Source organism: Pedobacter sp. GSP4 (assembly GCF_051857575.1).
Taxonomy (GTDB): domain Bacteria; phylum Bacteroidota; class Bacteroidia; order Sphingobacteriales; family Sphingobacteriaceae; genus Pedobacter.
In genome coordinates, this window is sequence record NZ_JBPZIR010000010.1 from 192,294 (window position 1) to 206,673 (window position 14,380).

Genomic DNA, 14,380 nt, shown 5'->3' on the forward strand with positions numbered 1-14,380 from the left:
GTTAAAACAGTTCATCTTTTGATATCTAAGCGTTAGTAATTAAGATTTAGGCCCAAAGAGAATATGCGCGGCCTAGGATAAATGTTGTTATCCACGCCAGAAGCTACCTCGGGATCGAGCCCTTTGTATTTGGTAATTACAAACACATTCTGCACACTTGCGGTAAGCTGTAGGTTGGCCTTACTTTTTAAAAGCTGACCAAATGAATAGCCCAGGTTAACGTTATCCATACGCAGGAAAGAAGCATTCTGGATATAGTAATCGCTCAATAACTGCTGTGCCGTAAAGTTGGTGGCCAGGTAGTTTGGCGATCCGTTTAAAATTACTGATGTACCGAGAATCTGCGCCAGGTTTCCGGCCTGACTAAAATTATTGTTGTACACGTAATTACCCAGATTGGCCCTTAATGTGAATGATAAATTCCATTTTTTATAGCTCAGGTTATTGCTAAAGCCCAAAAACACTTTCGGATCGGCCTGTTTGCCTTTTTTAAAATCGCTCGGGCTGGTAATTCCATCGCCGTTCTGATCTACATAAACGCCTTCGATCGGGTTTCCTGCCTGATCGTAAGTTTGCTCAAAAAGGTTAAAGGTATTTTTTGGTCCGCCAACAGCATTGATAAAAGCATTTTGACCGCCAACACCACCTGCAATGGTTCCGCTAGGGAAACCTGCATAATTTGGATCGTTTGGCACTACCGTTAAATTGGTAATGGTATTTTTGTTATAGGTTGCATTGAAGCTGAAATCCCAGTTAAAATCTTTCGCTTTGATAGGATTAAAGTTTAAAGTCAGCTCTACACCTTCATTTTTCATATCGCCAACGTTTACAACCGCTGTAGCAGCGAAATTTGTTCCTGCGGGCTGAGGTATCCTGTTCAATAAATCGCTTGTTTTCTTTTGGTAAAAATCAAGACTACCACTTACACGGTTATCAAATAAACCAAAATCCAAACCAATATTGGCTGTGGCTGTTTCTTCCCATTTAATGTTGGCAATGTATGCACTTGGGCGGTACATCTGATAAAAGGTATTGCCAAATTGATATTGTGCATTAAGCGAGCTCAACCCGTATGTAGATAAATAACCATAATTATCAATTCCATCCTGCTGGCCGGTAACACCATAACTTGCCCTTAACTTTAAAGCTGTAATTGCCTTAACATCTTTCAAAAATGATTCGTTATTAACCGTCCAGGCTAAGGCTACTGAAGGGAAAACACCATATTTATAGGCTGGGCCGAAACGTGATGAACCATCGCGGCGTACTGTTGCCGTTAATAAAAAGCGTTCATCGTAATTGTAGTTTAACCTACCGAAATAAGAAATTAAACGGTATTGTGGTTTATTAAACGCAAAAGCGGGATCGGAGTTTACCACTTTAGTTCCGTATGCATCGAAACTTGGGTAATAGTATTGGGTAGTTAAATAATCGTTGTAAGAATAACCTGCAGTTGCATCTACCCTACTTTTAATCGATTTAAACTCTTTAACGTAATTCAGGTAAAAATCGAGCACTGTATTTCTACGGTTGGTTTTGTACTGATTGTTTACGCCTTTGCTCAAAAAAGATTCTGCAGCATTTGGATCTACATAAACAGTACCTTTACCGGTTGCTACATCATAAGCCGCGTTTAAATTGGCGTGCAGCTCTGGAAGGAAGTGAAAACTATAATCCAGCTGAACGTTACCGATACTTCTCATCGGTTTTGAGCGGTCTTCCCGCTGCTCTAACAAACCAACCGGATTACGGCCTACCAGGTTAACCAAATCGGTACCTGAGTTAGTGAGCCATTCCCAATAACCGTTATAAACCGAGCGGTTGGTGTAGGTAGCCTGCGTAGGATCGAAACTTACCGCACCACCAATGGCCGAAGTATTGGCGAAACGCGTTTTCTGCATGCTTCCTTTCAGGTTAACATCCAGCTTTAGGTGATTATCGAAAAACCTTGGGTTAAAAACAAGGGCAGCCGAAGTTTTCTCCAACTGATCTGTTCTTAACACACCTGTTTGGTTTTGGTAGCCAAGAGATAAACGGTAAGGCAGTTTTTTAATACCGCCGCTGATGCTGATGTTGTTATCTGAAGAAAAACCATCCTGATAAATCAAATCCTGCCAATTGGTATTAAAGGTACCCAACAGTGCTTTTTGGGCCGAAGTTCCCTTTGAATTCACAATAGCGCGAATTTCATCGGCACTTAATACATCCAACTGTTTGGTTAGTTTGGAAACAGAATTTACCGAGTTGAAGGTTACTTTCAGAGCATCGCCAAGTCCCTTTTTGGTGGTAATGATGATTACACCATTTGAAGCCCTTGCCCCATAAATAGCCGCTGCTGACGCATCTTTTAAAACTGTAAAGGTTTCAATATCGTTCGGATTGATAAAACTTAAGGGATTTGATGCACCAGAAACGCCACCGCTCTCTAAAGGCACACCATCTATAACAAATAATGGATCGTTACTGGCGTTTAACGATGAACCGCCACGGATACGGATGGTACTGCCACTGCCTGGTTGACCACTATTGGAAGTAATGGCAACACCCGACACCTTACCGGACAGCATTTGCTCAGGCGTACTGATGCTCCCTTTTTGGAAATCTTTTACGCCTACAACTGCTACAGAACCAGTAAGATCCTGTTTCCGTGTTGTTCCATATCCAACAACCACTACATCGCTTAATGTAGAGGCGTCTTCCTGTAAAGTAATATTTAAGGTGGTAGTTTTTGCAACCGCTACTTCCTGAACTTTATAACCTACGGAGGTAAATTCGAGGATTCCGGCTTTTGCAGGTATCTTAATACTAAAATTACCATTTGCATCGGTAGAGGTCGCAATTACTGTTCCTTTTAAACGGACACTTACGCCGGGCATTCCCAGGTTATCGGGTGCAGATTTAACAACCCCAGTAATGGTTGCTTGCTGTGCAAAAAGATATCCATGGGTAAAAATCAATAGTAAAAGCATTAGCATTCGCTTGTTACCCTTGAAGAAAGATGTAAAAATGTGCATAAAATATATTGGTTAGGGATGAGACACAAAAGAAGTATTTATCCAATTAGCCACCTTGTGCTATTGTTCATTTATTTTGTGCTAACAGACATATTATTGCTTATAGCACCTTGCCAGACGGATTTTGGCCTCCCGCCAAGGTCTGTGTCCTCACAGACCTTTTTATTAACCATCAAGACACCAAGGCACTGTTTCTTTGCATGAGGGATAGCAGTGGAAATCCTTTTTTGATTTTTCATCTACTGCCAAGGTCTGTGTCCTCGCAGACCTTTTTGATTAACCACAAAGACACTGAGGCACTGTTTTTTTTTTGCTTGAGGGATAGCAGTGGAAATCTCCCGATTCATCTGGAATGTAACGGATAGCCCGACCCTTGCGCAGCTTGGGGCATGCCCAAATGATCGAATTCAATTAATACAAAATATGAAGTTCTCTGTCATGTATCCTAACCTATCCTTTATTCTGTGGTTGAAAAAAAATCAACTATCTTTATCCCCTCAGAATTGTCCCACCAAACAACAATGACTATTTTAGCCAGAACCATTTTCCTGCTGCTTATTGTCTTTTCTTTGGAAAATGTACATGCCCAAAACTTAAAGTTTAAGCATGTAACAGTAGAAGATGGTTTATCAAACAGCACCATCGAATGCATTTTTCAAGATCACCGGGGCTTTATCTGGTTTGGCACGCGCGATGGTTTAAACAAATACGATGGCAGTCAGCTCACCGTTTACAAGCACAGTAAAAACCCAAACAGCATTAGCGATAATTTTATCAGGTGCATCTTCGAAGATCAGCACCATACCCTTTGGATCGGCACTTCAGACGGTTTGAACAGGTTCAATGCAGAAAAGAACAACTTCACTACCTATGCGCCTAAAGGCAAGCACAGCCAAAGCAGCAACATTATCACTTCTATAAAAGAAACCCAAAAAGGAATTTGGATAGGAACATATGGTGGCGGTTTAAATTTATTGGATACAACATCAACCACATTTAGTCCCTTTAAATACCTGCAACAGGACGGGAAAACCAACCGGAAAGATTACATAAATGATTTGTACTGCGATGCTGCCGGAAATATCTGGATGGCAACCGATGCCGGTATCCATATTTTAAACCTGAAATCGGGCACTTCAACTGCTGTTAAAACGTTAGAAAATGAAACCTTTAGGGTAATTAAAAAAGATACAGACGGTTCTTTTTGGTTTGGAACAGAAGAAAATGGTTTAATCCATTTCAATCCAGCCAATAACAAAATCAAAACATACCGCCACGAGGAGAAGAACAGCAATAGCATTGGCAGCAACCTGGTTAGGGCAATCGTTTTTGATAAGCAGAAAAACCTGTGGATAGGCGGAATTAATGGCGGCCTGAACCTTTTTAATCCAAAAACCGAAACCTTTACGCATTATCAAAACGAACCTGGCAATGTTTCTAGTTTGTCGCAGCGTACCGTTTCGGCACTTTTTGTCGATAAACAGGGAAACCTATTGATTGGCACCCACCGTGGAGGTGTAAATTTATACAGTCCGCAGGCAGAGAAATTTAAACTGATACGCCAAGAGCCCAATAAAAACAGTTTAAGTTATAGCGATGTTAAGGCTTTCCACGAAGATAAAGCGGGCAACATTTACATCGGAACAGATGGTGGCGGACTCGATATCTACAACAAAACGTCAAAAACCTTTATCCACCACCGTTATAATCCTTTTAACCCTAACAGTATCGGTGCAGATGCCGTTCTCGATATCACTGAAACACGCAATGGCACGCTGTTAATCGGCACATGGGCAGGCGGCTTAAACCTGATGCACAGCGATGGCTCTTTTACCCGCTTTAACCATAATGCCGATCCAAATAGCATTTCTTCTGATTATGTGCAAAAGTCGTTTGAAGATAGCAATGGAAATATCTGGATAGGCACCTACTATGGCGGACTAAACCTGTTTAATGCACAAACCAAACAGTTTAAACGCATTACCGAAGGCAAAAACGGAAGCAAATTAACGGGCAACAACATTGTTTCTATTAATGAAGACCAATACAAAAACCTTTGGATCGGTACAGACGATGGGGGCTTAAACTGTTACAACTTAAACACCCAGGTGTTTACCCATTATTTTATGGGCAGTGGAAAACGGCCAGACCTGAGGGTGATTTTTATCGACAGCAAAGGAAATTTATGGATTGGACAGGCCGGACTTTACCGTTTTGACCGCGCCAGAAACAAATTTGATCTTTATACCACCAAAGCAAGTTTATCAACAGAATTTATAAAAGGAATTACCGAAGATGATGAAGGCAATTTCTGGATCTCTACAGCCCACGGATTAACGCGTTTTAATCCGCAGCACCATACTTTTAAAAAATACAATACGGCCGATGGTTTGCAGGGACTTGAATTTGAAGCCAATGCCTATTTAAAAACACGGAGCGGCGAAATGTTTTTTGGGGGCGTTAATGGTTTCAATTCGTTTTTTCCCGATGATATCCAGACCAACAAATTCATTCCTCCTGTTTACCTTACAGAGTTTCAGATATTCAACCAAAAAATAACGCCCAATACCGAAGGTTCAGTACTCGAAAACGATATCAGCTATACCAAAGAACTTCAGCTGGATTATGATCAGGCGAGCATATCTTTCCGTTTTGCTGCCTTAAACTATGTGGCCAACGAAAACAACAATTACGCCTACCGGTTGGAAGGTGAAGATAAAGACTGGATTTTTGCCGGCCACATTAAGCAGGCATTTTACACCAACCTCGATCCGGGCGAATATACCTTTAGGATAAGGGCATCAAACAACGATAATGTTTGGAATACCACAGGTACTACTTTAAAAATCGTAATTTCTCCACCGTTTTGGGCAACCTGGTGGTTTAGGCTATTGGTTATTGCCACTGCCCTGTATTTAACCTATTTAGCTCTCAGTTTTAAACGCCGGCTGGAAATTAGGAAGATAGAAGAAGAAAAAAGAGAAGAAATACACCAAACACAGCTTCAGTTTTTCACCAATATTTCACATGAGTTCCGGACACCACTTTCGTTGATATTGGGCCCCATAGAGCGCCTGTTGAGGGAAGATACACAAGAAAGCTTTCAAAGTTATTACAACACCATACACCGAAATGCAAACCGTTTGTTAAGGCTCATTAACGAACTGATGGATTTTAGGAAAACCGCCTCCGGTGCCTTAAAATTAAACGTGGTAAATGGTAACCTCAACCTGTTTATTGATGAAGTTGCAGAAGAATTTTCGGAAATGGCTGCCGAAAAAGAAATCAGCTTTACGGTAGAAAAGGAAAATCTGCCTGCCGATATCTGGTTTGACAGGCAGGTGATCGAAAAAATTATCCTGAACCTGGTTAACAACTCCATCAAATACACCAAAACGGGTGGAACGCTTCAACTTCAGGTTTTTACCGATTTAACAACCTATACCCCACTATTCGGGAACCAATTGGTTATTAAAAGCGGTTATGAAGCCGATGCCTATATCTACTTCCGAGTGATAGATAATGGAATAGGCATCTCGAAAGATTCTATCCAGCACCTATTTGAGCGGTATTACCGGATAACCGAAACGCACCTGGGATCGGGGGTTGGTTTGGCCTTCGTAAAAAGCTTAACATTACTCCATAAAGGCTTAATATACGTATCGAGCGAACGCAATGAGGGGACAGAAATTATAATCGGCATTCCGCGCAGTAAAACAGATTATAGTTTAAATGAGCAGTTTAGCCAAAACAGCGAAGCTGGGGGAACACGTTTGGAAAGCATTAACTACCGTACCGAAACAGATATACCGCAACCCATAGCCGAACAGCGCCCTGTGGAAACCGAAGCCAGCATTCTTATTGTGGATGACAATGATGAACTCAGAACATTTTTAAAGGAAACCCTCAGCCTGCATTACCAGGTTATTGAAGCTGCCGATGGTTATTCAGGACTTGAACAGGCACGGAAAGAAGTGCCAGATTTAATTATCAGCGATGTAATGATGCCCGGAATGAGCGGGACCGAATTTTGCAGAACCATTAAAGACGATATTGAAACGAGCCATATTCCCTTTTTGATGCTTACAGCCAAAAACAGTATAGAAGCCGAAATTGAAGGTGCTGCCTCTGGTGCCGATTTTTATTTTACCAAGCCCATTAATACCAACTTACTGGAGCTGACCATTAAAAATATTTTTGAGCAGAGACAAAAGCTTAAAGATCATTATTTAAAGAACAAAGATACCGAGCCTAAGGCCTTGGCACACTCAGAAAAAGATAAGGCCTTTTTAACAAAACTGCTGGCCATTATCGATGCAGAAATGATCAACCCCGAAATGGATATCGATTACCTTTGCAAAGAAATTGGCATGAGCCGTACCAAGCTCTACCAGAAGATAAAATCCATTACCGGACAGTCTATCGGCGAATTTGTACGTTCGGCAAGGCTTAGAAAAGCTATTGAGATTATGAAAACTGAAGATGTGCTGATGACAGAAGTGATGTACCGCATCGGGATACAAACACAATCTTATTTTACTAAAGCTTTTAAGAAAGAATTTGGTATCACCCCAACCGGCTACATGCAGCAGTTAAAATCTTAATAGCAGGATAAATTAAAAAAGCCCTTCAATCCTGAGAGGGCTTTTTCATAGTCGTCTATCCCTATAAGTAGGAAGTTCAAAACTAATTAATACGTTTAATATTTTTTGGGTTTGAATAAACTGAACAGAAAAAATTTCAGCCTTAATTCACACCTGTTTTTATGCACCAAATGCCATTTAAAGCTATACTGGCAAGTATTATTCTACCCCTTTTGCTGTTGTTGGAATAATATAAAGTGATTTTGATGCGGTAATAAACAAAATATTTTTTTCTTTTCCGCCGAAACAAATGTTACCGCACCATTCTTCAGGCACATCAATATGGCCAATTTTTTCGCCTGTTGGTTTGTAAATGTTCACGCCCTTTCCAGTTACATAAATATTTCCCTGGCTATCTAAAGTCATTCCATCAGAGTGCTGATTAAGCACCAACTGTTGATCAGTTAATTTTGCATCGGCATTAATGGCGTAACGGTATGTTTTATTCGCCCCCATATCGGCCACGTAAAGATATTTCCCATCTGGAGTACCCACAATACCGTTTGGTTTAACCACATCATCGGCCACAACAATAGCTTCTTTTTTACCTTTGGGAAGATAATACACCCTTTGCTTTTGAAGCTCGGGCGCTTGCCTTGTCCAATAATTACGCTGATAATAAGGATCGGTAAAATAAATACCGCCTTTGGCATCTAACCAGATATCGTTCGGTCCATTTACCTTTTTACCTTCATAATCAGTAAAAAGCACTTTTATTTTCTTGTTTTTATCGATAGACCAGATCTGGTTATTTTCATCTGCGCAAACAATAAGGTTGCCTTTCTTATCAAAATATGTCCCGTTTGCGCGGCCCGATTTATCCATGTACAGGCTCAGTTTACCATCTACACTATACTTCCATATTTTATCATTTGGCTGATCGGTAAAAAAAACATTGCCCTGCTTATCAACGGACGCACCTTCGGTAAACTTAAACTGAGAAGAAATTAGCTTTAAACTATCCTGAACAAAAAGGTTTTGCTCTGCACTCTGCGCAAAAGTGCCTAGGCTAAGGGCCGAAAATGCCCAAAAGAAGAAGTATTTTTTCATGTATGTTGATTTGATCAGACCCTGCAGGTTTTTTAACCTACGAGGTTTGTAAAGATATTAACTTACCCGCTTCCCTTTTAGTAACATATTTAATGCATCTTGTTTAAGCTAGTCGGGATTTGTAATCCCGTCTATGGAGCCAAGGATTTGTAATCCTTTACGTGGATTAAAAATCCACAGCACATAAAGCCGAGATTGTAAATCTCGACCAACGTCTGCTAACTTACCCGCTTCCCTTTCAATATCTGCTAGTCGGGATTTGTAATCCCGTCTTTGGAGCCAAAGATTTGTAATCCTTTACGTGGATTTAAAATCCACAGCACATAAAGCCGAGATTGTAAATCTCGACCAACGTCTGCTAACTTACCCGCTTCCCTTTCAATATCTGCTAGTCGGGATTTGCAATCCCGTCTATGGAGACAAAGATTTGTAATCCTTTACGTGGATTAAAAATCCACAGCACATAAAGCCGAGATTGTAAATCTCGACCAACGTCTGCTAACTTACCCGCTTCCCTTTCAATATCTGCCAGTCGGGATTTGTAATCCCGTCTATTGAGCCAAAGATTTGTAATCCTTTACGTGGATTAAAAATCCACAGCACATAAAGCCGAGATTGTAAATCTCGACCAATCCGCATTAACTTACCCGCTTCCCTTTCAATAACATATCCAATGCATCATTCAATGTTCCGGCTTTTTGTACTTCGCCTTCATTTACAAAATAAATTTCGTCAGCATTTTCAATGGTATTTAAACGGTGGGCAATAATTACCAATGTTGTTTCTTTCGATAGTTTATTTAAAATACTGCCCAAAAGCTGTTCAGTTATCGTATCAATGTTAGCAGTAGCCTCATCCAATATCAACAGTTCGGGATTGCGCAAAACGGCTCTCATAAAGGCAATTAACTGCTTTTGACCTAAACTTATACTATCCGAGCCAGAAGTGATCGGTGTATTTAAACCCTCATCAAAAATGGCCAATAGCGCATTTAAATTGGCCTCTTCAATTATTTTCTCCAATGCCTCATCACTAACCTCTTTGTACTGGCTATTGCCATACAGAATATTATCTTTTACTGTACCGGTAAACAAAAAAGGTTCTTGTAAAATAAAGCCAACCTGCTGTGTTCTTTCTTCGGCCGAAAATGAACGGATATCTTTGCCATTTAATAAAACAGTTCCTTTGGTGGCATCGTAGAGCCGGGCAATAAGCGAGGCCGTAGTGGTTTTACCCCCACCCGTTGGACCAATTAACGCATAGGTTTTACCCTTTTCGAAACGCAGGTTAACGTTATGCAGGATTTCTTTCGAATCATCGTAAGAAAAATGGACGTTTTTAAATTCCAATAAAGCATCAGAAGCAAGAGCCGTTTCGGTATTGATCTGTTTTAAGTCGCTTTCTAAAAGTAAAATCTGAGATATTCTGTCCCAGCCCGCCATGGCTACCTGAAAACTCGTCCACAATGCTGCCAATTGCCTTAAAGGATTATAAAAATTTGTGGTGTAGGCAATATAACTTACCAATAGGCCCAGCGTAAAGCTACCCTGAGAAATTAAATAAATACCGAACAGCAAAGTAATCAGCTGTGCTATACTCGATAATAAGCCATAAACAGGCACAAAAATATTGTTGGCCAAACCTGCACCAATGGCTGTTTTATAGTTTTCCTTATTGGCTTCATCAAAGCGTTTTCTAAAATAATCCCTGCGGTTAAAAGCAATAATTACCTTAAAGTTGTTCAGGCTTTCCTGAATTTCGGCACTCATGCCGCCCACACTTTTTAAGTTCTTTGCATTTTTTCTTTTTACCCATGGCGATAGCGTTACCGTAAACAGGATAATGCCAACTGCCGGGGCCAAAGTTGCAGCGCCGAGTTCGGTATTGATAGAGAGCAGAAAAAAGCCAGCCCCAATCATGGTTACAATACTGCCGATAAACTGCATTAAGGATTGCGAGAAAAACTGGTTTAACTTATCGGTATCGTTGTTTACCCTCGAAATCAGATCGCCTGCCTTGTTTTGGTTAAAAAATGAAACCGGCAGCTCCTGTAATTTATTAAAAACAGCATTGCGCAAGGTATAGAGCATCCTTTGGCCAATACCACCCATTAATTTGGTTTGGGTATAGCCAGTAACCATGGCAATAAGGTAAATAACCAGCAAAATACCGCCAAATACAAGTACGCCATGAAACTGTTTGGTGCGGATATAGGTATCAACCGTGTGGCCAATTAACAATGGCCCCAATAGCAATAGGCCTGAGTTAACCAAAATGGTAACCAGTGCCAACCACAGGTTCCGCCGTTCGGCAGATATCAGTTTTAGCAGACTTTTAAGCGCTTTATAGGTAGACTGCTTCTCCTGCTTGTTTAGAAGCTGGTTAAGATTGTAGTTCATAATTACTTGTGCTCTGTTGTGAATTGTAAATCTGAACATATTCAGGACTGCTTTTCAGCAATTCCTGATGGGTTCCTTCTGCAATAATTTCGCCCTGCATCAGCAAGATTACTTTATCATAATGTTCAACAGAAGCTATTTTTTGGGTAACTGAAATTAAGGTTAAGCCGGGGTAATTTTGCTGAATGTTTTCCAATATGCGTTTTTCGGTATTGGTATCAACACGTGCAGTAAAATCATCGAGCAATAAAATCTTAGGGTTTACGGCCAAGGCCCTTGCCAGCATAATGCGCTGCTTTTGTCCGCCAGATAAACTACTTCCCCGTTCCGAAACAATGGTATTCAACTGCTCGGGCAAAGCATCTACAAAATCTTTTAGTTCGGCGGTAGCAATGGCTTTGGCCAGAAACTCGTCGGTAACCGTATCGCTAAAGGCAATATTCTCCCTAATGCTCATGTTAAACATAATGCTATCCTGAAATACAAAGCCCACTTGCTTATAAAACGCTTCCTGATTGTAATGTTTAATTTCCTTTCCATCAAAAAGGACTTCACCGGCATCGGGGGCAATTAATCCCGTCAAAACATATAACAACTGCGTTTTACCAGCTGCAGTAGGTCCAATAATAGCTGTTTTTGATCCTGCCTGTGCAGCAAAAGAAACTGAACTTAAAACTGGTTTCTGTCCTAAGTTTAGCGTAATATTATTCGCAGCTACCGTGCCGGTTAAAGGTTCGGTAACCGTTCCCAAATGTGCAATTTCTGCAGCATTCAATACACTTTCTATTCTTTGGTAAGATGCGGTAGCCTGTGCAATTACGTTACTCATGAAGCCGATTACCAAAATCGGGAAGATAATTAGGGTAAGGTAACTGCTAAATGCGGTAAACTCTCCCAATGTCATGGCATCGGTAATTACAAAGTGACCGCCCAAAACCAAAATACAAAGACCGGATAAATTGGCTACAAAAATGATGATCGGAATAAGACTGGCAAAAAGTCGCAGAATGGATAAGCCTAAATCTCTTGCCTTGGCATTGGCATCTAAAAATTTATTGTATTCCAGCTGTTGCGAGTTGATAACCCGGATTAAGGCCGAACCTAAAATACTTTCGCTGATTACTTTGTTCAACCAATCGATTACTTCACGGCTCTTTTTAAAAAGCACGCGCACTTTGCTCAGCACAAAGAAAAACGCCCCACCGATAATCGGTACAATGGCAATAACACAAAGGGCCAGTTTCCAATTGATGATTAAGAGTAAAATGCTTGCACCAACAATTAAAAAGATGGATGAGCAGATAGAAACAATGGCCTGCGAAACAAACATTTTTATCGAATCAACATCCGATGTAAGGTTGGTTAACAGCTTGGAAGGATTAGCCTGTATCACATACGCATGGCTCTGCCGCGAAATCTGATCAGAAAGCTTGGTCCTTAAATCTCTCGCCACCCGTTCTGATGCATAGGTTTGCACAATACTCTGCAGGTAGGTAAAAATAAAAACCAGCACTATGGCCAGCGAAAACTGGATTAAAATGGTTTGAAGGTGAAAGGTTTTGTGTGTATAAGAATCAATACCTTTTGCTATGATTTTAGGTAAGAGCAGGTTAATGCCGTTACTGAGCAGAGCAAACAGGATAAGCATAAAAATAAGGCCCCTATAATTACCAAGTAAACTAAAAATACTTGGCTTTTTGGCCGCTTTGGGTTTTTCCATATCAATGAAGACACCTTAAATTGTGGATCCCAAATTTAGTCCAAAGAAATGATTAATGGACAAATTATTAAATTAGAGAATGTAATTTATTCGAGAGATCTCAATTCCCCCATTCAATCCATCACTCCATCATTAACTCTATCATTCAATCCATCAATCATTCAATCGCTCAATGCATCATTCTCTCAATCAATCATTCTCTCAATCAATCATCCAATCACGCTCCCTTTCATTTAAAGATTGTTAACTTTGCACAAAAGCCATTGAAGAAAATGGTTAAACCCGAAGCAAATGATTGAAATAGGAAAATACAACGAGTTAAGGATTTTAAGCAAAACAGAAGCAGGATTAAACTTAACCGACGGCGATAAACTGGTAATTCTGCCTTACCAATACGTGCCAAAAGGTGTAGAAATTGGCGACAATATTAATGTTTTTGTATTTATACAGAAAGATGGCCGTTTAACCGGAACTACCCAAAAAGCTTATGCAGAGGTGGGCGATTTTGCCTTTCTAAAGGTTGTTTCAGATGGTGATGACGGTGTTTTTATGGATCTTGGTATCGATAAAGATGTTTACGTACCCGCCCGTGAGCAAAAAAGGCCAATGCAAAAAGGCTATAAATATGTGGTTTACCTTTATTTAGACGAAAATAACGACCGCCTGTTGGCTTCTTCAAAATTATACGATTTTGTTGAAGAGGAAGGTTTCGATTTTGAAGAGGGAGACGAAGTAAGTTTGTTGATTACCGAAGAAACAGATTTAGGTTATAACGCTATTATTAACAACACCTACATTGGTTTACTGTACAATAATGAAGTTTTCGATAACGTTCAACCAGGTGAAATACGCAAAGGATGGATCAAGAAAATCCGTGTAGAGGGTAAAATTGATTTAACTTTACAGCCTAGTGGCTATGGCCATATCCTCGATTCGAAAGAAATGATGCTAAAAGAACTGAAAAAGAGTGGCGGTGTAATTGAATTGGGCGATAAAAGCTCTCCTGAAGATATTTATCACCGTTTCCAGATCAGTAAAAGTGCCTTTAAAAAAACCATAGGTTCATTGTACAAAGAGCGCTTAATCATGCTTTCTGATGATTCCATCAGATTGATTAACGATGAGGAAGCTGAATAATAAACGATAATTGCCACGGAAACACTGAAATCACAGAAAAATAAACCTTTCCGTGTTAATCTGTGCCCCCGTGGCAATAAGCTAAATCTGCCTAAATAGATCTCTCCGCTACATCCGATTGCTATCGGATCGTGACGACGGAACTTTCTCAGTGTCTTTGTGCCTTAGTGGTAAAAAAACTAAATGATCCTCATTTGTAACAAGGTTCTACGAGTGCTGCATTTGTAATGCAGATAAACCTTTCCGTGTTAATCTGTGCCTCTGTGGCAATAAGCTAAATCTATCTTAATAGATCTATCCACTGCGGTTAAGATGACGAAGCCACAGAGGCTCAGATTTACACGGATTATTGTCTGTGATTTGCTAAATGGTCCTCGTTTGTAACAAGGTTCTACGAGTACTGCATTTGTAATGCAG

At 40.3% G+C, this 14,380-nt stretch carries 6 protein-coding genes; 2 read left to right on the forward strand and 4 right to left on the reverse strand.

Features of this window, described 5'->3' with window-relative positions; all coding sequences use genetic code 11:
* Positions 1 to 32: 32 nt before the first annotated feature.
* On the reverse strand, positions 33 to 2,969 hold the full coding sequence (locus ACS5PU_RS21480; protein ID WP_439461224.1) for a SusC/RagA family TonB-linked outer membrane protein: 2,937 nt from the start codon (positions 2,967 to 2,969) through the stop codon (positions 33 to 35).
* 566 nt (positions 2,970 to 3,535) lie between these two features.
* Here ACS5PU_RS21480 and ACS5PU_RS21485 point away from each other — a divergent pair.
* A complete protein-coding gene (locus ACS5PU_RS21485; RefSeq protein ID WP_439461225.1) occupies positions 3,536 to 7,618 on the forward strand; it encodes a hybrid sensor histidine kinase/response regulator transcription factor in 4,083 nt (1,360 codons plus the stop codon).
* Positions 7,619 to 7,816: 198 nt separating this feature from the next.
* On the opposite strand, the gene ACS5PU_RS21490 is transcribed toward ACS5PU_RS21485, so the two are convergent.
* The 3 genes from ACS5PU_RS21490 to ACS5PU_RS21500 form a co-directional block, all read right to left on the reverse strand.
* Positions 7,817 to 8,707, reverse strand: coding sequence for an SMP-30/gluconolactonase/LRE family protein (locus tag ACS5PU_RS21490; protein ID WP_439461226.1), 891 nt, complete (start codon positions 8,705 to 8,707; stop codon positions 7,817 to 7,819).
* Positions 8,708 to 9,345: 638 nt separating this feature from the next.
* Positions 9,346 to 11,106, reverse strand: coding sequence for an ABC transporter ATP-binding protein (locus ACS5PU_RS21495; protein ID WP_439461227.1), 1,761 nt, complete (start codon positions 11,104 to 11,106; stop codon positions 9,346 to 9,348).
* On the reverse strand, positions 11,090 to 12,826 hold the full coding sequence (locus tag ACS5PU_RS21500) for an ABC transporter ATP-binding protein (protein WP_439461228.1): 1,737 nt from the start codon (positions 12,824 to 12,826) through the stop codon (positions 11,090 to 11,092). Before ACS5PU_RS21500 ends, ACS5PU_RS21495 begins: the two co-directional genes overlap by 17 nt.
* A 291-nt stretch (positions 12,827 to 13,117) precedes the next feature.
* Between ACS5PU_RS21500 and ACS5PU_RS21505 the strand changes: the two genes are divergently transcribed.
* On the forward strand, positions 13,118 to 13,963 hold the full coding sequence (locus tag ACS5PU_RS21505; RefSeq protein WP_439461229.1) for a CvfB family protein: 846 nt from the start codon (positions 13,118 to 13,120) through the stop codon (positions 13,961 to 13,963).
* Positions 13,964 to 14,380 lie beyond the last annotated feature (417 nt).